The following is a 19,538-nucleotide window of genomic DNA, read 5'->3' on the forward strand; positions in this document are numbered from 1 at the left end:
CCCGCTTTCCAGAAGGTTGAGAGGAAGTTTCAGTATAAATTCTGACGGAGAATTTGATACAGGATTAAGGTATATTGTACAAAAATGGCTATCCGTTTCCGGAAATTATGATAATGAAATGGGCTGGGGAGCCGGAATCACCCTGAATTACTAAAAAGAAAGGACTGTCATTACAAGGCAGTCCTTTTTATATCAGTAGAAACTATAATTCTGATGTAGATTTTATAGCACTAAAATTCATTTTTTATTTTAAATTTTTCAGTTCGTTCAATAATTTACTTTGTTTGCTGATAAAGTTATTTAAACTGTCTGTTTTTAAAGGATGAGCGTTTTGGTATTTTTCAATTTCGGGAAGAGTTTTTCTGATTTTGAAAGCCACATAGTAACTGTAAATACTTTGGCTATTGCGATTGATTTGTAAGGTTAATTCTTTTAGCTTTTGCGTTTTTATACTGTATTTATCTGAGCTTTCTTTTATTAAACTGATGAGTTGTTTTCTTAAAACAGAATCATTAATACTTTTTGCGCCATATTCAGCATCAGAATAATATTCATTATTTTTACGGAGGATATCATTATAAATATTTTTAGTTTTGCTGCTATTTTCCTGTAATGAGGTGATTTTTTCATCCATCTTCTTAAGACTTTCATCATTCTTTATTTGCTCAAAATAAATTGCATCGAGCATATTTTGACCTTTAATATATCTTGATGAGGATATTTTAGAATCTGTATTGTCTACTACATTTTCTACAGCTGGAGCATTTCTGGACTTGTTTTCTTTACATGAAAGTACTGATAAAGCTAAGGCAGAAATGAAAAGTATTTTTTTCATAAGTTTTTAAATTGTTTTTATTTCTTATTAGTTGAAAATACTTTAAAGATTGTTACATTATTTTATAATTGAGTGTAAAAATATCCTTACTCTTGAAATTTAAATGGATTATAAATAAAAAAACGGAGCCTGAAAACAGACTCCGCATACATTGTTTTACGCTAAAAATTATTTACCCAAATAAGATTTGAGAATCTTACTTCTGGTATTATGCTTTAGTCTCTTAATTGCTTTTTCCTTAATCTGACGTACTCTCTCTCTTGTAAGATCGAAAGTTTCACCGATTTCCTCTAAAGTCATCGGGTGTTTTCCGTTCAGTCCGAAGTACAATCTTACCAGGTCAGCCTCTCGTGGAGTCAAAGTATTCAATGCTCTTTCGATCTCAATTTGAAGAGATTCAAGCATCAGATCTTTATCCGGACTTGGAGATTCTCCTGAACGCAATACATCATAAAGATTAGAATCTTCACCTTCTACCAAAGGCGCATCCATAGACAGGTGTCTTCCGGAGTTTTTCATAGATTCTTTAATATCTTCCTCGCTCATGTCAAGAACTTCAGCCAATTCTTCCGGAGAAGGTGGTCTTTCGTTTTCCTGTTCAAGGTGAGCGTATGCCTTATTAATTTTGTTGATGGAACCGATTTTATTAAGCGGAAGCCTTACAATTCTTGACTGTTCAGCTAAAGCCTGTAAAATTGACTGACGGATCCACCATACCGCATAAGAGATAAATTTGAAACCTCTAGTTTCATCGTACCTTTTTGCCGCTTTCATCAGTCCTAAATTACCTTCATTGATCAAATCGGGTAAAGAAAGACCTTGATTCTGGTATTGCTTAGATACAGAAACTACGAAACGAAGGTTGGCTTTGATCAATTTCTCAAGTGCTGCTCTGTCGCCTGCACGTATTCTTTGTGCCAATTCTACTTCTTCGTCCGCAGTAATCAGTTCCACTTTACCAATTTCCTGCAAATACTTGTCTAATGAAGCAGTTTCCCTGTTGGTTACCTGCTTAGTGATTTTTAATTGTCTCATCTATTTTTATCCTCAAAAAAGAGTTACTATATATTATACGTATGAAGTGGTAAAAAGGTTACATGTGTTTTAATTATTTTTTAAATTTGAGGCTGTCATCAATATCAGGCATGAGATTTCAGATAGGCAGTATAAATAATTCTCCTGTCTTTCTGCCTTGCAACCCCAGATTTTTCCACCAACAAAAAAAGCGAAACCGAAGTCCCGCTTTTATATTATTTTGAATAATCAGCTGTTAAAACAAATCATTCAAGAGCTTTGCCAGTCTCAGTCCTCCGTAAAGAAGCTGTCTTTCAAGAGTATCATTGAATTTATACTGGTAGTCGTAAGATAATTTTGAATCGTTTGGAGTTTGTGCGTAGATCTTGTTGGCAATTTTATGAGAATCATATAACCAGTCTTCCAGTGTTCCTGTCTGGATCTGCGCGACTTCTTCTTTAGATTTGATGTCTAAAAGACTGGCATATTCAGTATAGCTGTATTTTTGCGAATCTACCAGCTTACCGTCCCATACCGAGTGAAGATTGGTTTTTTCACCGAAATACGTCACATTGATTTTGTTTCCGCCAAGGTCTTCAGCTCTTCCTACGTGGAGTGGCTGAGAAAGGTCTCCCATAATATGGATAAGGAAGATCAGGGCAATTTTCCTGTCTTTTGCGGATGTTTTTTCGTCTTTGATCTGGCTGGACAGAGTGTTCACCTGAGTATAAAGACTTGGACCTGCCTGCATTTTAAGATTCTGCTCAAACGCTTTAAAATCTGCCTGCGGATCAATATTTACATAATGCCATGATGAAGCCTGCTTCCAGACCCCGGTGGTATCGGATTTAATGAAATCCGGCCAGTTTGCCCAATACGCCAGGCGTTCTTTACCCATTATCTTTTTTATTTCCCTTCTTGCTTTTCCCGACAGATGGTTTTCTGCGATCTCTGCAATGATACGGTGTCCCGTCAATCCCCATGCATAAGAATAAAGTGAAGATGAAATGAATGCTAAAATCAGAATTTTAGAATAAATACTTTTCATTATAAATAACATTTTACAGGCTGCAAAGATACGGCCCGGTTTCCGAACCTGTATCAATAATGACAAATTTCTTGTTTCAAAACGTGTTAATAAAATTTAATCTAAATAAAGATCTAAAGTTTAAAATTCTATAAAGCCTCTGAAATAAAGGATAAAAGAAGTGTAAAGCGCTATATATCAGCTCATGAAATTCATTTCTGAACTCTGCCTAAAACACGATTACCGTATTTTTACGGAATTTATTAAGGAATATTCCTTTTAATGTCAATAAATTAGTATTTTTAGGATAAAATTATAGTAAAATTATTTTTTCAAACTTATGAGATATACTATCTTTACAAGTCATAATCACAGGAAATACTATGTATGAGAATAATATTGTAGACATGTATTACAATAAGCTGCAGACTGATTTCAAAGCTGAAGCCGTGGCGGTGAATCTTTTGAAATACCAGCGTGCGGTAAGCAATATATTTATAGAGCGGATCGGAATCAATGACCGTGCTTATCTTAAGGATATCAAAAGTATCTCGAGCAGCTATTTAGGATTTGATGAGGAAGTATTCACCATAGAAACCTATAGGGAAGGTATTTACGATTATCTCCCGGAAGGGTTGTTTCACCCGCCGTCTTTAGGAGCTTCCCGGAAGAATGTGGATACTGTAGTGCGTGAAATCCGTAAGCAGAAAAGAGTGGAAGAGGATGCCCGAAAATTTTTCCGTCCTTTTGAACTGGAGATTTTTTTCACGGAAATCAGCTCCCTGCTTAAAGAAGCTGAATTTGATATTTCAAGTGATACAGACACGCTCCTGGATACTGTGAGTGAGCTCTGGCCCCTTATAAAAATGCTGGATAAGCAGAATGCGTATATTTTCATCTACATTTTGCCGTTTTTTCACCAGATCAGAGGTGACAAGAAATGGTTTGAAAGAAGCATGACAGCTTTCCTTCAGGTACCGGTGGAAGTCACTTTTGCGCCGAATATTATAGACAGGATAGAAAGAAATGACGACTCTATGTTGTTGGGGAATTCAAAATTAGGAGTTACCTATATTCCCAGTGGCAGACATATGGACGGACAGCGGAACTGGGTAGTGAATATAGGTCCGATTCCTTATACGGAAATGAAAAAGTATATTTCGGGAAGCCCGTTCAGAAATATTCTGCAGGCTTTATATGATTATTTTCTTCCGGTAACGGTAGACGTGGAGGAAAATTTTATTACAGAGAAAGAGGAATATTCATTCAGTCTGGAAGATGATGAAAGAAATGCCAGCAGGCTTGGATACTCTACATTTCTCTAAATAATTTATTATATTTACAACGACCAACAAAGTATAAATTTGAAAAGAAACTAATGGAAATTTCTTCAGTAAAAGGTATTTTTTTAAGGTATATTTTAATGCCTTTAATCGCGGTGATCATGATGTTTATTCTGGGAATTATCAGAAGGAACAAACCTGCAATTAAAATTAAAGTAATTATTATATATGTTCTGCTGTGCAGCTTATGTCTGGCCCTGCCTGGATTTTTTGGTTTTGCAGGAAATCTTTTTAATCCATACTGGTATCTTATTGCACAGGTGATTTATCTTATTTTGGGTATTATCCATGTCAACCTGCTGCACAGGTACTTCAGAAAGCATATTGATTCTGTAGGAATGAGCATTTTGTTTGAATCCATACTTTCGTTAACGTGTATTGCTTTCGGGGGCTACTTATTTACCTTGATCTTTAACTGGCTGAGCAATGGGACAGGTTATGCCGTAATGGCCGCCACAAGTATATTGATCTTCGTTGTTCCCATGGTATTTTATTACTGCTATGTTCAGTTTATAAGCATTCCTTTTGATATCTATAAAACATGGAGATATTCTCCCGATCAGAAACTTCCGGACTTTGACGGTGTTGATTTTGACAGGTTAATGGTATTGAATGTTGAACTTAGCAAAAACCTTGAAGATGCAAACCGATTCAGGATCAAAGCCAAAACGCTGCCAACCGGAGTAACATTTGGAGACTGGTTCTACAGGGTAGTGGACGACTATAATCATAAGAATCCCAATTCTGTCATTCATCTTTCAGATATAGAAAAAGAGCCTTATTACTGGATTTTTTACACCAAAAAATCGTTTTTCAGCTTTAGAAAGTATATTGATTTCGACCAGGATATCTCTACGAACAACATTTCGGAAAATGAAGTGGTGATCTGCAAAAGAGTGATCCAGCATGAGGAAGAAGGAGTATTGAAAAAATCATAATCACAGAAAATTTAAAAAAAGTATTAAATATGATACAGCCTATTAAGCATTTTGCGATCAATTGGGTAGACGGGATGAAAGTTTCCCAGAGACACCTTAATGATCAGGATAATTTTTTAATTGACACGATCAGAGATGCCAGCTCGCTTGGGATCACCACATATAATTATGGACTTTTGCCTATTTCCAATGAATTTACGGATAAGACAATATTTGACGTTCATAATACTGCTACCAATGATGTACAGCTTGTTATAAAGAGATGCAGCGCTATTACCATGGCAGGTTACCGTATAGATTTAACGGATAGAAGAGTGAGTGTAAAATCTCTGGCAAGATCTATGAATGAAGAGCAGGCAGACGGTGATTATTATATCCTGATCTCTGTGAACCCTTTTGATAAAGTGCCTTTTGGGGATATTGACCCGGAAGAAATTCCGCCCCGCCATCCGAGTGCACAGCCGAACCACCACATCGAGCTGCTTCCTGTCACTTCGCTGAACAGCAGCTATTCCGGAGGGAATTACCTGATCATTGGAAAAGTAGATCTGAAAGCCAATATTGCACAGGTAGATTCCAATTTTATTCCGCCGTGTACCTCTATCCAGAGTCATCCTGTTTTGCTGGATTATTACGGAAGCTATGCAAAATCTATTGGAAATCTTCAGCAGTATGCGTTTAAGATCATTCAGAAAGCATCTCATAAAAATCAAAATACAGCTTTGGCACAAAATGTTAAATTTTTGTGTACCACCCTGGTAAATACTTTTGGAGATATGTATTTCCAGTTCAGGAATATTGTTCCGTGGCAGCCACCGGTATTTTTGATCGAGGCATTTGCAAAACTGGCCCTTCATCTTTACAATTCAACCCAGCTCCTGGTTCCTGCAGAATTGGAAGAAATGCTGAATTACAGCTTAGAGTGGAGTGAGATTGCACCTCATACTTTACTGAACCAGCTTTCTATTGTGGCAGAGACCAATTATGACCACCACAATTGTGGAGAGCCATTACTGTATATCCAGCAGATGCTTCGCAGCCTGGAAATTATATTCTCCAAGTTGAGTGAGCTTGACTACATCGGTCAGAGAAAAGAAAATATTATTGTTAACGAGCAGGAAGTTACTTCAAATACCAATCCGAAGAGAGGTTGGAGTGTTTTAGATTAACAGAAACAACTTAAGATATAAATCCCGGACTGAAATTTTCGGGATTTTTTATGCATAGAAATAAAAAGTGACAGGAAATTTTAGATTCAGTAAGGCTTAAAAATAATCAATTCTAAATAATATACATGGACATAGATAAGATAAGACGGGATACTGTGGGCTGTAGAGATAAAATATTTTTGAACAGTGCAGGAGGATCACTGATGCCGGAACCTGTGGTTACAACAATGACCAGCTACATTCTTTTGGAGCAGCAACATGGCGGGTATGAAGCTGCTGACAGAAATTCGGAGCAGTGCAGCCGTTTTTATGCAGAAGCAGCGCAACTGATCAATACTCAACCCGATAACATTGCTTTTACAGTAAGCTCTACCGATGCTTATGCCAAAGCTTTATCCAGTATTCAGTTTGAAAGCGGGGATGTCATCATTACAACTAACGATGATTATATATCGAACCAGATTGCCTTTTTTTCGCTACAGAAAAAGCTGGGAGTTAAGATTGTGAGAATTAAAAATCTTCCCGATCACGAACTGGATCTTGAAGATGTGGAAAATCTTATTAAAAAGCACAATCCGAAACTCGTTGCTGTCACTCATATTCCGACCAATTCCGGGCTGATCCAAAATGTGGAGGGTGTAGGGAAAATCTGCCGCCAGTATGATATCCTTTATCTTGTTGATGCCTGCCAGTCCGTTGGCCAGCTTACTGTGGATGTTGAGAAAATAGGCTGTGATTTTCTTACCGCTACGGGCAGGAAATTTATGCGGGGACCCAGAGGAACAGGATTTTTATATGTTTCGGACAGGGTTTTGGAAAGGAATATGGCCCCGGTATTTCTGGATATGGCAGGTGCGGAATGGACAGCGTTCAATGATTATAAACTGCTTAAAACCGCAAAAAGATTTGAACATTGGGAGACTTCCATCAGTTCACTTTTAGGATTTGCGGAAGCTCTAAAATATGCAAATGGAATAGGTTTGCAGAATATTGAAAATTACAACAGAAATTTGGCGGAAAAATTAAGAACCGGTTTGCAAAATAACGGTTTAAGGGTATTGGATCAGGGCCGGAATTTGTGCAGTATCGTTACTTGTTGTGCTCAGGACAGTAGCATTGACAATATTTATAAAATACTGAAAGAGAATAATGTATACTTTTCTGTGAGTAATAAAAGTAATGCACTGATTGATTTTACATTGAAGAACCTTGACAGGGCTATCCGCCTGTCGCCGCATTATTTTAATACTTCCGGTGAAATTGAGGAGGTGATAAAAATGCTGGAAGGGTAGTCTTTAATATTGGGACATGGTGGCTTCGGGAGCCTCAGCCACCATGATGGTTTATTTCTTCACCAGTATTATTTCAGTGGCTTTTCTGCTGAGTATTTGTTTGGAATTTCCAATCTCTATGGTCATTGATTTGTCAAAATCTTCAATTTTAATAATCTTTATCCTGGTATTCAGAAGCAGTTTTCTTTCATTTAAATAACTTAGGAAGCCATCGTCTGAAAGGGTAACGGAAGCAAAGATTACTGTTTCTCCAACGTTGCAGGCGCTCAGTTTCTGCAGATCCTGCGAAATAATATTTCCATCTTTATCGGGAATAGGTTCTCCGTGCGGGTCAAATTTAGGATGATCCAGGATCTCATCCATCTTGTCGAAAAAAATCTGCGAATGCACGTGCTCCAGCTGTTCTGCGATCTCGTGGACATTTTCCCAGCCGAAGTTCATTTTTTTTACCAGGAACATTTCGGTAAGGCGGTGTTTGCGGACTACCAGCGCTGCTTCCCGTTTTCCGTTTTCTGTAACTACCAGAGGCTTGTAGGTTTCATAGACGACCCATTTTTTGTCGGCGAACTTCTTCATCATGTTGTTTACGCTCGGCATTTTTACATTTAAAAATTTGCTGAGCTCATTGATCGTTACTTTCCCTTCATTGTCAACTAAATGAAACAAAGCCTTCAGATAATTTTCTTCTGTTAATGTTGTTCTCAAAATGTTAGATGATTTTCATTACAAATCTAACAAAATATTATGTAAAATCGGGTCTTGTTGTTTTAACTTTTTTTAATTTTACTTCATGAAATTTTCTTTTAAAAACGATTATTCCGAGGGATGCCACCCGAATATTCTGGAGGCACTTTTAAAATCAAACTTTGAACAGCAGGCCGGATACGGTGAAGATGAATACTCTCTAAAGGCAAAACAACTGATCAGGGAAAAAATTAAAAATCCGGATTCTGAAGTCTATCTGGTGTCCGGAGGAACACAGGCCAACCTGATTGTTATTTCTTCGGTTCTAAGGCCTTATCAATGTGTAATTTCTGCAGCACCGGGGCACATTTTAAATAATGAAACAGGAGCTATCGAAGCCACAGGGCACAAGATTTTAAGTATTGAAACAGCAGACGGAAAACTCAGACCTGCAGATATTGTTCCGGTTTTGGAAAGCCACAGCAATATCCCTCACCAGGTGATGCCAAAACTGGTTTATATATCCAATTCTACAGAGCTTGGAACAGTTTATCTGGCAGAAGAGCTGGAAGAGCTTTCGGGTTTTTGCCGGAAGAATGGGCTGTATCTGTTTATGGATGGGGCCAGGTTGGGGCATGGATTAACTTCCGAAATCAGTAACCTTACACTGGAAAAAGTAGCGGAACTGACGGATATTTTCTATCTGGGAGGAACAAAGAACGGAGCATTGATAGGAGAGGCTATTGTGATCAGTAACAAGGATCTGCAGCCGGATTTTGCTTTTAATATCAAGCAAAAAGGAGCATTGCTGGCCAAAGGACGTCTTCTTGGGATCCAGTTTATGGAACTGATGAAAAATGACCTGTATTTTGACCTGGCGAAGCATGCCAATATTCAGGCAATGAAGATCAAGAATGCAATGAAGGAAAGGGGAGTAGCGTTTCTGTCTGATACGTACACCAACCAGATTTTCCCGATTATCAGCAATAAGCTTATAGAAATTCTGTCAGAACATTTTGAATTCTATGTCTGGAAAAAAATGGATGAAAAATATTCCGCTATACGCCTCATTACTTCCTGGAACACAGCAGATGAAGCGGTAGAAAGCTTTATAGAGGTTATTAAAAAAGAACTTCAATAAAATTACTGTAAAAAGGTGGCTGGAAATTTTCCAGCCACCTTTTATTTTTTGATAGTGATTTATAGTAAAGAAATACTTTAAATAACCGGAATAATATATTTTATTATTTTAAAGCTTTCAAAACCATCTTACAGTCCGCAGATTCAAGCTTCTGACCGTCTTTATAGCTGATCTTTTTCTCATCGGCATATTTAGACTGTCCGTCTTCTTCTTTATGATCTCCGATTCCTTCCGTTAATGTATTTTCTTTTTGGATGAAGAAAATATCCCTTTTACTTTTTTTACCTTCAGACTGGAATTCATAGGTTAATTTCAGGGTATCTCCTGATTTAAAACCGCTTACATCTCCTTTCGAGCTGTCTTTTTCACTGTTTTTATAGGCTAATTTCCCGGTAATGGTTCCCAGGTTGTCATCAATGGATGCAAAAACACTGTCTTTGCCCGTAACGCCCATATAGCAGAATGATTTTGGCCCCAGTGTATCTTTAGCAGGCTCTATTACAGCTGCTGTATCGGTTTCTGTTTTGGGAGCCGGAGTTTCTGTTTTTTTATTACAGTTCATAAGAAAAGCAGACAGCGAGCCCAGTAAGATTAATTTTTTCATACCTAATGTTGTTATATTACATTCAAATTTCAGTGTACTAAATTAGCAATAGTATTTAAATATGAAAGAAAACTAAGCATAAATATAACCTGTTTAAATTTTATTCAATAAAATTATTATGCAGAAATAATATTTCTCTCGCAGATTTTGCGGATGACGCAGATTTATTTCAGTTATAAAAATCTGTGTAATCTGCCTAATCAGCGAGATTTTAAAAATTTAAACGGCCTTTTAAAATTTCTATTATTTTTAAACCATTAAGAAGAATTTAAAGAACATATTTCTCTCGCAGATTGAGGAGATTTCGCAGATTTTAAACTTTTAACATTCCTCTGAAACCTCTCGCTGCATAATAGGAATCTGCTCCGTTGTGATATACAAAAACGGTGTTGTAGCGGCGGTCACAGAAAATAGCACCACCCAGTTCCCTGATATTTGCAGGTGTTTTTATCCAGCTGGAAGTTTTCAGATCGAACTTTCCTAATTCCTGAAGCTGGCGGTATTGTTCTTCTGTTAATAATTCAATGCCCATTTCGGCGGCTTTATCAATTACGTTACTTTCTGGTTTGTTGGCTTTACGGGCTTCCCAGGCCTGGTAATCGTAGCAAAGACTTCTGCGTTTCGGGCTTTCCGGGGAACAATCGAAAAAGATATATTCATCCGTTTTTTTGTCGTAGGTTACCACGTCCGGTTCTCCTTCTGTGTCTTCCATTTGGTTCAGTGACCAGAGCTTTTCGGGAGCTGCTTCCAGCTTCGACTGGATATTTTCCCAGTTCAGGTCTTTATGACGGTTCATATTTTTTTCAAAACGGTTCTTTAAGATCTTTAAAAGTTCTCCGGTCTGTTTAGCTGTTAGTTTCTTTTTGCTCATATTAATTTCTGTTTGTAGTTTTTGATTTTTAAATGCTGATTTTTATTATTATTTAAGAGCCTATTTAAATTTTATTGATATATTTCTCTCGCAGATTAGGGAGATTATGCAGATTTATTTCAGTTATAAAAATATGATAATCAGGGAAAGGAGTGTTTTCCATTTGAAATGTTCTTGTAATTTTCCGGTCGGGAATCACTTCGTGAATGGCTCCGTTGGCCCGGAAAACAACTTCGCCCTGCGGGTTGGAGGTTTCAAACTGATAGCCTCCGTGCGGTTTGTTTTCCAGCTTCAGCACTTTGGTTCCCATCCATTGTTCTACCAGTTCTGCTTCCGTATACGCCTTGAAAAGAAGTTCCACAGGAAGATCAAATTCTCTGGTAATGAAAATTTCCTGTTTACCGTCTTCGGCCTGGATTTTTGTTTTTAATTCCATGATTTTGAGTGTTTTGAGTTGGAGGGTTTGAGAGTATTAGAGTAGGAGAGTAAGTTCTCCACACAGGTATGTTTATGCTTTATAATTTTTCATAATGCTTTCCAGTTTGTTGAATCTGTCGTCCCACATTTGGCGGAAAGGTTCTATAAAATCGGCTATTTCTTTCATTTTATTGGGATTAAGATGATAGATAATTTCGCGGCCGTTTTGTTCGGATCTCAACAGTTCGCATTCCGTAAGGATCTGAAGGTGTTTGGAAACAGTAGGTCTTGCCGTATCGAAATTGGAAGCAATAGCACCCGCAGTCATAGACTGTGCGGCCACCAGCATCAGGATAGATCTTCTGGTAGGGTCTGCTATAGCTTGGAATACATCTCTTCTTAAATTCATTGTGTAGTTATTTGACTACAAATTTAAATGAAGTCATTTGACTACGCAAGTTTTTTTTTGGAAATATATTCTAATTTTAAAGAAAAAATAATCTAATACATAAAGTTAATTTCTATAATAATCAAAAAAATAAGAATACTCTTTGAAAATATTCCAAATATTAGGATTTGAAAAAGTTTCCAATAACTTAAAATCTTCAATAAGTGTTGGAGAGTGTGCAATGGCATGTACATTTATTTTTTCTTCCAAAGTTATAATACTCTTCTCATCTAATATCTGTTCTAAAGTAAGTTGTGAAATTGAAAATAAATACCATAACCTTCGGATGTTTATTAAAATTTCTTTGCTTAGATTTAGAATTTCAAAATACGTTCTATTTTGTAACTCGCGCATATAAACAATTGTACCATCTGGAAGATATTCAATGGCATCTTGCATTAAATTAAATGGAGGAACAAATTCATCACCACGTTCTCTATTACAACATGTAAAATCTTCGGAAGATTCAAATGTTTTGCCATTACAAGATGCAACAATATTATGATATGCAATATGATGAGGAAAGGGAGGTTTATTTAATTTACTTATTGATAATTCAAAAATACTCTGAGGAACAACATTTTGCCTTAGAACATTACTATGTTGATAATAAGGTTCAAAATCAATTAAAATTGATTTAGTTTTAGGAATAATATGTTCTAATTCTGTAGAATTATCGTTTACAATATCTCTACAGCAATAACAACATTTATTATTTTGCTCGTCAACAAAAAAAGCTCTAAATCTTTTTACAGGATTTTTGATCTGTGGGTAACCTATATTTTGATACTTATAAGTTTTATCATTTTGTTCAAGCCAATTAAAATCAATAAAAGTCGTAACAAAATCTATAGCTTCCTGATTTGTTTTGTCAATATAAATCATTTATCAATTAGCTTTATTGTTTTGTTTCAACCGTTTATTTATTTCAACTTCTATATACTTGTTATTTTCGCCTGCTATATCTATTAATTCATTCTTAATTTGATTAGCTTGTTCAGTTTTACCAAACTTGGTAAGTATAACAATTGAATCAATAAGCTTTTCCAGTTCAGATTCTCTATATTTGGCTCCCATAATTTCAGTTAGCCCTGTGTTGTAATCAATCCCGTAAATATTGTCAACTTCTTCATTGTAGTAATAATTGCCATCATGTTCTAATTTGATAATTCTGTTTTTATTATCAGATTTAAAGTTACTTATAACTAGGGGAGAATGTGTGGTAACTATGAATTGAATATTAGGAAATGTTCGTTTTAAACGTTGTAGAATTTCCTGCTGGAGTGTTGGGTGTAAGTGTAATTCAATCTCATCTATTAATACTACACCAGTGCTTTCTATTCCTTGATTTAATATATAAGATCTATATGCAATATCAATTATTATAGAAAACATTCTTTTATAGCCCATAGGTAATGTTTCAAAGGATATTGCCCTACCATCTTTGAAATTAAATTCTATAGTGTAATCTTTACTATAAGATCTATTTACAGCAACTCTAAAAAGTTCAAATTCTTTATTAATAAAACTAAGATCTTCAGAAAGAGGTTTGGTAAATTCCAATAATTTATTTTCTATGAACAAACGTTCATGATTAAATAAATTGGCTCTTTTATCACTATATAAATATTCTAATCTTTTATTTAATACCTCAATACTGATATGATAATGAGTGGCTTTTGCAAATCTGGGTGAATCATCACTGTACTTTATGGATGAAGCCAATGATTTTGAATTCAATAGTTCAATTTGCAATTGTACTGCCCTAATTTCATCATTTAAATCCTTTTCAAAATTAGAGACTTTATAAAATCTTTGTAGCCAAAGCTCTATGCAATTAGTTCTTTCGTCCCATCCATAATATCCTAGATCTCTTGGTAAAATATCACTATCAACAGTTTTTTTAACTTTATTACCAAAATTTATCATCTGATGTGGAAAAGAATCGGTAATTACTGCTAAAATTGGTAGCTCAGCTTTTAAATTTTCATTATAATAACTAAGAACCGAATGGAGGATATCTTTATAATAATTTGTAGAATAACCTCCGGTTTGAGTTTTTTTTATCATTGACCAATTTAATTCCTCGTTAAAAAAGATGGCTTTAAATTTGTTTTCAATAGGGTAATTGTATACTCTATTGATAGGATCAAAATTAGCCTCATCTTTTTGATATGATCTAACCTTAGCATTATTGGATATTGATAGGTTCTTTGCATATTCTTTTGGTTTGGCAAACATAAAACTTAGCCCACGACGAATACCAGATAATACACTTGATTTTCCTGTGCCATTTTTACCAATAAACACTGTTGTTTCTGTTCCATATTTTATTTCATATTGATTAAAGCAACGAAAGTTATTGAAAGTTGTTTCAGTGATTTTCATATATTATTTTTCAGAACAGTTTATCTAAGTTTAAATAGCTAAATTAATAAAGTTTTGCTATTTAACAATTAACTTCTCCAATCTCTCCATCATCTCATCCTTCTCCTTCAGCATCCTTTCATAAAGTGCAATCTTCTCTTCATGAAGTTGCATAAGTTTATCAATTGGATGAAAAATTGGATTTTCATTTCTTTGATATCCAATACCATTATCGCCAAAAGTATTAGCAATAACATTCACCGCCTGTTCCTCATCAAAATTCTCAATAGCTTCAGCCGGAACTTTCAGAATTTTAGCTACCTGGGCTAAAATATCATGTTCTACGGTTTCTTTCTGTTCAAGGAGGGAGATTTTCTTCTGGTTCCAGTCGTCACCCAGCTCAAAAGCCAAAGCTTCCTGTTTAATTCCTAACATTTCACGGAAACGTTTAATATTTCGGCCCTGGTGTATTTTTTTATTTTGCATATCTGTGTCAATCATAATAACAAATATAAAGTTTTAAGACATAAAATAAAGCTCCTTTTTAAAATAAATTAAATTCTAAAATATCTTTCAGTCGTATAAAATACCCTTCCTGAAATTAGAATATCCTGCCTTATATTATTTGGTTTGCAGAAAACAACAAGTAATGAAAAAGAAGATTAATTTCCAGAACAAATATAAGCTGTTCCGCAACCGCAATCTTAAGGTTTCCCATAAGTGCTTCGAAAGATCTTACAGGCGGCATGTCTTTTTCCCGGAAATACGGATTGCCGGGAAATGGGTTCAGGAATGTGGTTTTGAAGCGGGTGACAGGGTAGTGGTAACGGTGTGCAGGAACAGGAATATTTTAAAGAAAATGGAGATGGATTAGGTGATTTTAACCTATTGATAATGTGTTATTTCTATCTCACGCAGATTTCACAGATTGAGCAGATGTTTGCATTTAATTTTTATTGGATTTGACAGGGATTAAATATAATCTGTGTGATCCGTGCGATCTGTGGGAGATTATAAAAAATATTTAACCGGATCAACTTGTGTATTCTATAAATGCAAAGTTGCGAAGCTGATGCTGCTATATTTCAGGGTAGCAAAGAGGAAGCAAGTGAACCTGCCTGATGAAGCTGACATTTAGCTGGCCACCTGCGGTGGCCGAGCCTTGTCTATTGGATATCGTAATACGTTTCTTCGATAAAGAATTTCCTGTCTTAATTCAACCGAATTATTTTATTTTTTTCATTGGGAAGGCATGTTTTCCTTTTTTCCCGTTCATAGTTCCTGAAATTTCAGCAATTAAAGAATCTTTATGAATTTTCTTATAAGTAATGATCTGCGGGAAGTCATTCTGTGGATTTTCAAATACAAGTGAAGTGGAATTTGAGACCGCTGTTGATACAAAATCAACCGGTTGTTCATCATGCTGGCCATTTACAGAGACAATATAGTGAAGCTTTTGGTCTTTTTCTACCAACCTTACGAATTCAAACATGATGGTATCCTTTTTATTCAGATAATAACTTTTTGCCTGGAATTCTGTGTTGCTTTTTTTAGTCCAGGTTTCATAGAGGACTCCTTTGGGTGTTTGGGTTTTCCAGGTGCCGATGAGCCATTCCATCTTTTCGAGTTCATTTTGTTTTGCCGTCCAGGAACAGAAAATGGTCATTAAGACGGCAGAGAGGATCAGTTTTGTTTTCATTGTCGGGATATTTAGTATTCAGACAAAGATCCGGATATGCTAAAGCTGGAAATTGTAAAAATGCGACAGTTTAGTTTGTACCGTAAAAAAGTGAAGACATTTTCAGGTTTTCGCCATAGAATTCCGTTGGAGTAAGTCCTGTAAATTCTTTAAAATCCTTGATGAAATGCGCCTGGTCATAATATTCGGATTCATGGGCCAAAGCGGTGAGGGTTGTAAATTTTTTATTGAGCAGGAGTTTCAGTGTTGTTTGAAGCCTTATCGTTTTGGAAAGCTGTTTGGGACTGAGGCCAATGGCAGAAGAAAACTTTCTTTCCAGCTGTCTTCGGTTGATATTGGTCTGCCTGGAAAGTTCGCCGATTGAAATCTGCCCTTTGGCTGTAAGAATGGTATCCACAGTGGATTGTACAATTTTGTCAATGGCAGCGGCATCCAGTTTTTTGAGTAAAAACTCTTCAACAGTATGTATTTTCTCTTCCGCTGTTTTGCATTCCAGGATATTTTTCTCCAGTTTGGTTCCGTCTTCTCCGAATAACTGATCGAGTGAAATAGCCTTATCATCCATTTCTTTAATCGGAATGCTGGCAAACGGTATAAATCCTTCATACTGAAAACGTACGGAAAAAATTCCGGTGGCACCCGTAGGCTCAATCATAAGCGGTTTGGTGAGCTGGCCAAAAACACAGCTTCTGGGCTGTACAACTGCCTGGCCGTCATTCATATACTGTTTGTACAGATCACCGTAGTGAAAGATCATTTCCATGCAGCCATCAGGAACAATGGTCTGCTGCCGGGGAATTTTTTCTTGCGGGCTTTCCAGGGTCCAGTAGCATTTTATAAGATAGGAGAGTTCCAGACGGGGCTGAAAGGTTTGATAATCCATTATTTAGTCATTTTTTTCGGGAATGATCCGTATAAAACTACTAAATAAAATTGAGTGAGGAATATTTTATTTTACATCACTATTTTGTGATTTATATTTGTTGTTGAAATAAAGTTTATAGAGAAGAAATAATACGCCCTGCATTTTGCTTAAATTGATAAACTTTTCCCGAAAGATCGGCTATACCATAATAATTGCTTAAACAGATTCTGAATTAATGTTCAGCTCAGAGTTAAATTTATAAGTAGTAAAAACCTGTTCAAAACTAGTATATATGGAAAAACCAAATACGCCCGAATAAGCCAGATTTTTCAAGTCAGGTACTAAGCTATTTACCGTGAAAACAAGTAGTTAAATGGGCATAAATTCTCTGATAGCTGAAAGTTAGTTAGCCATTGATATTAAATGTTTGTTTCACGAAGAGATCGTTATAAGTTATACGCAAAAATCGAGAGCAGAAGAAACAAGCTTTTCCATTTTCACTGAAGTTGAAAGTTATAAGTCTTGAATTATTATTTGTCCTATAATTTATATTATGTTAAATTGATGATGGTTGTATGTTTGTTAATTTAATTAATTACATTTATTTTACCTTCGCCAATATATCCCTTGTTTTATAAGTTCAATACAAAATTTGAAAGTGATTAAAATCTTCAGATATATATTTAGGTTCTTGAGAAGCTGCGAACTTTATTGTTTCTATACAATTTTGCTCCTCAGAATATCCCATTTCTTTATAATGTAGATAAAGATCTGCACAAGCATTGGAGAGTTCTAAATTTGGACTTGCAATTATGCATTCACTTTCATTTTTGCGAAACAGTTCACCTCCTTTTGTCTTATAACCAAAAAGAAATAAATCTCCATCATCATATTTTCCGCCAAGAATAAAAGTAGAATGATCTTTTGGAGTAATTTTAAAACTTCTAATATTCTGAATCAACTGCGATGGTAATTCATGTATTGATAGTGCATTTGCAAGTTGAATACCCCATTCAGCATCGCCAGTCATTCCAAACAATATAGTATCAGATAATTTATATATTTTTTGTATTTCATGAATTTTATAGTGCGAACCAGACATTTCCTCTTCGATCATCCGTCTATCCGCAAAAATATTTATTTCTTTATTCTGGACTAAAGTTGCAATTACTATACTCATACTAGTTTTGATTATTTCATAAGATGTTGTTTTAATAGCATTATTAATCGTTTTTTGAGACTTAATTTTTTCCAGATCTAATATTAGGACTTTAACCATCAATCGCAGATTCAATGCAGACCGAGTTCTCTCTGCCAAGATAAAACTTTCTTCGTGAAAACAGAACGTTCTGCAACCGAAATCTCCGCGATTTCGGTTGCAGAACGTTAGCAACTGGCAATTACTGCCCAACTTTCGTCATAAATATTCTAATTTTTTCTATAATTTCATCTCCATCCTCTTCTAATGCAAAATGCCCGGTATCATAAATATTATAATCAATTTCCTTTACATCTTTTTTGAAAGCAGCTGCTCCGCTTTCAGGAAAAAACTCATCATTTTTTCCCCAAACTATTAATAAAGGTGGCTGATTATCTCTTAAATATTGTTGCCATTTTGGATATAGTTTTAAGTTGTTTTGATAGTCGTAAAATAAATCCATATTGACTTGATGTGCATTTGGCCTTGAAAGTCTTAAATAATCTAAATGCCAAGTGTCTGGATTTATGGTTTCAATATTTCTTGTTCCGTGTGTGTATTGCCATTTCAAACCGTCTAATGAAAAGGCTGGCAGTATTGCTTTTTCGGTTTCAGGGTTTCGGTCTTTCCAAAGTGCTCTGATTCCAGCCCAGGCCTCGCCCAAACCTTCTAAATAGGCGTTTCCGTTTTGATTAATTATTGCCGTAACCCTTTCCGGGTGAGCTGTAGCTATTCTGAAACCAATAGGTGCTCCATAATCTTGTATCATTAATGCATAAGAGTCAATTTTTTTCTTTTCTAAAAAGGCGTCTATTGTTTTTGCCATATTATCGAAAGTGTATTCATATTCACTTGCCAGTGGAAAATCGCTGTTTCCAAATGAGGGATAATCTGGTGCAATCAAATGAAAGTCATCAGATAACTGTGATAAAACTTTCCGGTATTGATGTGAAGATGAAGGAAAGCCGTGTAACAGCACTATTGTAGGATTTTTGGGGTTTCCTGCCTCTCTGTAAGCAATGTTAATTCCGTCAATTTCGATGGTTTTAAATAATGTGGGGTGTTTGTGTGTCATACTTTTTGATTTATCGATAGTTTTATTACTTGTTTGGCTTTTACATCCAAATAATGTGAATAGGATAATTAGTTGTAATAGGATTATTTTTTTCATATTCTGATGGCTTATAACCTTCTTTCTGTTTCTTCAATTTTTAAGTCATTGATGCTTGCGAACCTTTTTTTCATGAATCCATTTTCATCAAATTCCCAATTTTCGTTTCCGTAAGCTCTATACCATTGACCATTTTTATCCTGATATTCGTACTCAAATCTTACAGCAATACGATTGTCATTAAATGTCCAAAGCTGTTTTTTAAGTTTATAATCCAATTCATTTTTCCATTTGTTAGCAAGAAAATCCTGTACTTCTTTTCTTCCGTTAATGAATTGATTTCGATTACGCCATTCTGTATCAAGTGTATATGCTTTTGAAATTCGAATTGGGTCTTTGCTGTTCCAGGCATCTTCTGCCTTTTGAATTTTTTGTATCGCTGTTTCTTCGTTAAAAGGTGGTAGCGGATGTAATTGTATCATAATTTACCGAACGTTCGTTAATTTATTAGTTCA

General features: G+C 35.5%; 21 protein-coding genes and 1 pseudogene. 6 read left to right on the forward strand and 16 right to left on the reverse strand.

Features of this window, described 5'->3' with window-relative positions:
* Nucleotides 1-244: 244 nt before the first annotated feature.
* The 3 genes from IX38_RS17315 to IX38_RS17325 all read right to left on the reverse strand — a co-directional run bounded on the left by IX38_RS17315 (nt 245) and on the right by IX38_RS17325 (nt 2,897).
* The gene (locus tag IX38_RS17315) at nt 245-835 is read right to left on the reverse strand and encodes a hypothetical protein (protein WP_034707119.1); all 591 of its coding nucleotides are present in this window, start codon (nt 833-835) and stop codon (nt 245-247) included.
* Nucleotides 836-1,003: 168 nt separating this feature from the next.
* A complete protein-coding gene (locus IX38_RS17320; protein WP_002979276.1) occupies nt 1,004-1,870 on the reverse strand; it encodes a sigma-70 family RNA polymerase sigma factor in 867 nt (288 codons plus the stop codon).
* A gap of 235 nt (nt 1,871-2,105) precedes the next feature.
* Nucleotides 2,106-2,897: a S1/P1 nuclease gene (locus IX38_RS17325; protein ID WP_034707120.1), complete on the reverse strand. Its 792-nt coding sequence runs from the start codon at nt 2,895-2,897 to the stop codon at nt 2,106-2,108.
* A gap of 362 nt (nt 2,898-3,259) precedes the next feature.
* Between IX38_RS17325 and IX38_RS17330 the strand changes: the two genes are divergently transcribed.
* The 4 genes from IX38_RS17330 (at nt 3,260) to IX38_RS17345 (ending at nt 7,618) form a co-directional block, all read left to right on the forward strand.
* Nucleotides 3,260-4,201 (forward strand): type VI secretion system baseplate subunit TssG, encoded by a 942-nt coding sequence (locus tag IX38_RS17330; RefSeq protein WP_034707121.1) that lies wholly within the window; start codon nt 3,260-3,262, stop codon nt 4,199-4,201.
* Nucleotides 4,202-4,254: 53 nt separating this feature from the next.
* Entirely contained in the window at nt 4,255-5,157 is a 903-nt protein-coding gene (locus IX38_RS17335; protein ID WP_034707122.1) for a TssN family type VI secretion system protein, read from the forward strand.
* Between the two features lie 29 nt (nt 5,158-5,186).
* A complete protein-coding gene (locus tag IX38_RS17340) occupies nt 5,187-6,326 on the forward strand; it encodes a hypothetical protein (RefSeq protein ID WP_034707124.1) in 1,140 nt (379 codons plus the stop codon).
* Between the two features lie 125 nt (nt 6,327-6,451).
* Entirely contained in the window at nt 6,452-7,618 is a 1,167-nt protein-coding gene (locus IX38_RS17345; RefSeq protein WP_034707125.1) for an aminotransferase class V-fold PLP-dependent enzyme, read from the forward strand.
* Between the two features lie 51 nt (nt 7,619-7,669).
* On the opposite strand, the gene IX38_RS17350 is transcribed toward IX38_RS17345, so the two are convergent.
* Nucleotides 7,670-8,323, reverse strand: a complete 654-nt coding sequence (locus IX38_RS17350; protein ID WP_034707126.1) for a metal-dependent transcriptional regulator — start codon at nt 8,321-8,323, stop codon at nt 7,670-7,672.
* A gap of 85 nt (nt 8,324-8,408) precedes the next feature.
* On the opposite strand from IX38_RS17350, the gene IX38_RS17355 reads away from it, so the two are divergent.
* Nucleotides 8,409-9,443 (forward strand): threonine aldolase family protein, encoded by a 1,035-nt coding sequence (locus IX38_RS17355; RefSeq protein WP_034707127.1) that lies wholly within the window; start codon nt 8,409-8,411, stop codon nt 9,441-9,443.
* A 103-nt stretch (nt 9,444-9,546) separates the two neighbouring features.
* On the opposite strand, the gene IX38_RS17360 is transcribed toward IX38_RS17355, so the two are convergent.
* The 7 genes and pseudogenes from IX38_RS17360 to IX38_RS17390 all read right to left on the reverse strand — a co-directional run bounded on the left by IX38_RS17360 (nt 9,547) and on the right by IX38_RS17390 (nt 14,651).
* A complete protein-coding gene (locus IX38_RS17360) occupies nt 9,547-10,047 on the reverse strand; it encodes a hypothetical protein (protein WP_034707129.1) in 501 nt (166 codons plus the stop codon).
* A 313-nt stretch (nt 10,048-10,360) separates the two neighbouring features.
* On the reverse strand, nt 10,361-10,918 hold the full coding sequence (locus IX38_RS17365) for a DUF4256 domain-containing protein (protein ID WP_034707131.1): 558 nt from the start codon (nt 10,916-10,918) through the stop codon (nt 10,361-10,363).
* Between the two features lie 121 nt (nt 10,919-11,039).
* Nucleotides 11,040-11,354: pseudogene (locus tag IX38_RS17370) on the reverse strand (SRPBCC family protein); the annotation flags it as partial.
* Between the two features lie 72 nt (nt 11,355-11,426).
* The gene (locus tag IX38_RS17375) at nt 11,427-11,744 is read right to left on the reverse strand and encodes an ArsR/SmtB family transcription factor (RefSeq protein ID WP_034707132.1); all 318 of its coding nucleotides are present in this window, start codon (nt 11,742-11,744) and stop codon (nt 11,427-11,429) included.
* Between the two features lie 105 nt (nt 11,745-11,849).
* Nucleotides 11,850-12,668: a hypothetical protein gene (locus IX38_RS17380; protein WP_034707133.1), complete on the reverse strand. Its 819-nt coding sequence runs from the start codon at nt 12,666-12,668 to the stop codon at nt 11,850-11,852.
* A gap of 3 nt (nt 12,669-12,671) precedes the next feature.
* Nucleotides 12,672-14,171, reverse strand: coding sequence for an AAA family ATPase (locus tag IX38_RS17385; RefSeq protein ID WP_034707134.1), 1,500 nt, complete (start codon nt 14,169-14,171; stop codon nt 12,672-12,674).
* A gap of 57 nt (nt 14,172-14,228) precedes the next feature.
* A complete protein-coding gene (locus IX38_RS17390; RefSeq protein ID WP_034707136.1) occupies nt 14,229-14,651 on the reverse strand; it encodes a helix-turn-helix transcriptional regulator in 423 nt (140 codons plus the stop codon).
* 148 nt (nt 14,652-14,799) lie between these two features.
* On the opposite strand from IX38_RS17390, the gene IX38_RS17395 reads away from it, so the two are divergent.
* Nucleotides 14,800-15,024 carry a SymE family type I addiction module toxin gene (locus IX38_RS17395; RefSeq protein ID WP_034707137.1) on the forward strand — a complete coding sequence of 75 codons (225 nt, stop codon included), beginning with the start codon at nt 14,800-14,802 and terminating at the stop codon, nt 15,022-15,024.
* Between the two features lie 351 nt (nt 15,025-15,375).
* Here IX38_RS17395 and IX38_RS17400 read toward each other — a convergent pair whose 3' ends face one another.
* From IX38_RS17400 to IX38_RS17420, 5 genes are all read right to left on the reverse strand, one after another.
* On the reverse strand, nt 15,376-15,849 hold the full coding sequence (locus IX38_RS17400) for a DUF6265 family protein (protein WP_034707138.1): 474 nt from the start codon (nt 15,847-15,849) through the stop codon (nt 15,376-15,378).
* 70 nt (nt 15,850-15,919) lie between these two features.
* Entirely contained in the window at nt 15,920-16,732 is an 813-nt protein-coding gene (locus IX38_RS17405) for a helix-turn-helix domain-containing protein (RefSeq protein ID WP_034707140.1), read from the reverse strand.
* Nucleotides 16,733-17,354: 622 nt separating this feature from the next.
* A complete protein-coding gene (locus IX38_RS17410; RefSeq protein WP_034707142.1) occupies nt 17,355-17,993 on the reverse strand; it encodes a hypothetical protein in 639 nt (212 codons plus the stop codon).
* Between the two features lie 121 nt (nt 17,994-18,114).
* Nucleotides 18,115-19,083 carry an alpha/beta fold hydrolase gene (locus tag IX38_RS17415; protein ID WP_084680316.1) on the reverse strand — a complete coding sequence of 323 codons (969 nt, stop codon included), beginning with the start codon at nt 19,081-19,083 and terminating at the stop codon, nt 18,115-18,117.
* An 11-nt stretch (nt 19,084-19,094) separates the two neighbouring features.
* The gene (locus IX38_RS17420; RefSeq protein WP_034707144.1) at nt 19,095-19,505 is read right to left on the reverse strand and encodes a nuclear transport factor 2 family protein; all 411 of its coding nucleotides are present in this window, start codon (nt 19,503-19,505) and stop codon (nt 19,095-19,097) included.
* Between the last annotated feature and the right edge of the window lie 33 nt (nt 19,506-19,538).

The organism is Chryseobacterium luteum (assembly GCF_000737785.1).
Lineage (GTDB): Bacteria > Bacteroidota > Bacteroidia > Flavobacteriales > Weeksellaceae > Chryseobacterium > Chryseobacterium luteum.

Excerpts from the sequence above, each read along its gene's own strand:
- IX38_RS17315 (WP_034707119.1), bottom strand. The coding sequence starts at position 835 with ATGAAAAAAATACTTTTCATTTCTGCCTTAGCTTTATCAGTACTTTCA.
- IX38_RS17320 (WP_002979276.1), bottom strand. The coding sequence starts at position 1,870 with ATGAGACAATTAAAAATCACTAAGCAGGTAACCAACAGGGAAACTGCT.
- IX38_RS17325 (WP_034707120.1), bottom strand. The coding sequence starts at position 2,897 with ATGAAAAGTATTTATTCTAAAATTCTGATTTTAGCATTCATTTCATCT.
- IX38_RS17330 (WP_034707121.1), top strand. The coding sequence starts at position 3,260 with ATGTATGAGAATAATATTGTAGACATGTATTACAATAAGCTGCAGACT.
- IX38_RS17335 (WP_034707122.1), top strand. The coding sequence starts at position 4,255 with ATGGAAATTTCTTCAGTAAAAGGTATTTTTTTAAGGTATATTTTAATG.
- IX38_RS17340 (WP_034707124.1), top strand. The coding sequence starts at position 5,187 with ATGATACAGCCTATTAAGCATTTTGCGATCAATTGGGTAGACGGGATG.
- IX38_RS17345 (WP_034707125.1), top strand. The coding sequence starts at position 6,452 with ATGGACATAGATAAGATAAGACGGGATACTGTGGGCTGTAGAGATAAA.
- IX38_RS17355 (WP_034707127.1), top strand. The coding sequence starts at position 8,409 with ATGAAATTTTCTTTTAAAAACGATTATTCCGAGGGATGCCACCCGAAT.
- IX38_RS17360 (WP_034707129.1), bottom strand. The coding sequence starts at position 10,047 with ATGAAAAAATTAATCTTACTGGGCTCGCTGTCTGCTTTTCTTATGAAC.
- IX38_RS17365 (WP_034707131.1), bottom strand. The coding sequence starts at position 10,918 with ATGAGCAAAAAGAAACTAACAGCTAAACAGACCGGAGAACTTTTAAAG.
- IX38_RS17375 (WP_034707132.1), bottom strand. The coding sequence starts at position 11,744 with ATGAATTTAAGAAGAGATGTATTCCAAGCTATAGCAGACCCTACCAGA.
- IX38_RS17380 (WP_034707133.1), bottom strand. The coding sequence starts at position 12,668 with ATGATTTATATTGACAAAACAAATCAGGAAGCTATAGATTTTGTTACG.
- IX38_RS17385 (WP_034707134.1), bottom strand. The coding sequence starts at position 14,171 with ATGAAAATCACTGAAACAACTTTCAATAACTTTCGTTGCTTTAATCAA.
- IX38_RS17390 (WP_034707136.1), bottom strand. The coding sequence starts at position 14,651 with ATGATTGACACAGATATGCAAAATAAAAAAATACACCAGGGCCGAAAT.
- IX38_RS17395 (WP_034707137.1), top strand. The coding sequence starts at position 14,800 with ATGAAAAAGAAGATTAATTTCCAGAACAAATATAAGCTGTTCCGCAAC.
- IX38_RS17400 (WP_034707138.1), bottom strand. The coding sequence starts at position 15,849 with ATGAAAACAAAACTGATCCTCTCTGCCGTCTTAATGACCATTTTCTGT.
- IX38_RS17405 (WP_034707140.1), bottom strand. The coding sequence starts at position 16,732 with ATGGATTATCAAACCTTTCAGCCCCGTCTGGAACTCTCCTATCTTATA.
- IX38_RS17410 (WP_034707142.1), bottom strand. The coding sequence starts at position 17,993 with ATGGTTAAAGTCCTAATATTAGATCTGGAAAAAATTAAGTCTCAAAAA.
- IX38_RS17415 (WP_084680316.1), bottom strand. The coding sequence starts at position 19,083 with ATGAAAAAAATAATCCTATTACAACTAATTATCCTATTCACATTATTT.
- IX38_RS17420 (WP_034707144.1), bottom strand. The coding sequence starts at position 19,505 with ATGATACAATTACATCCGCTACCACCTTTTAACGAAGAAACAGCGATA.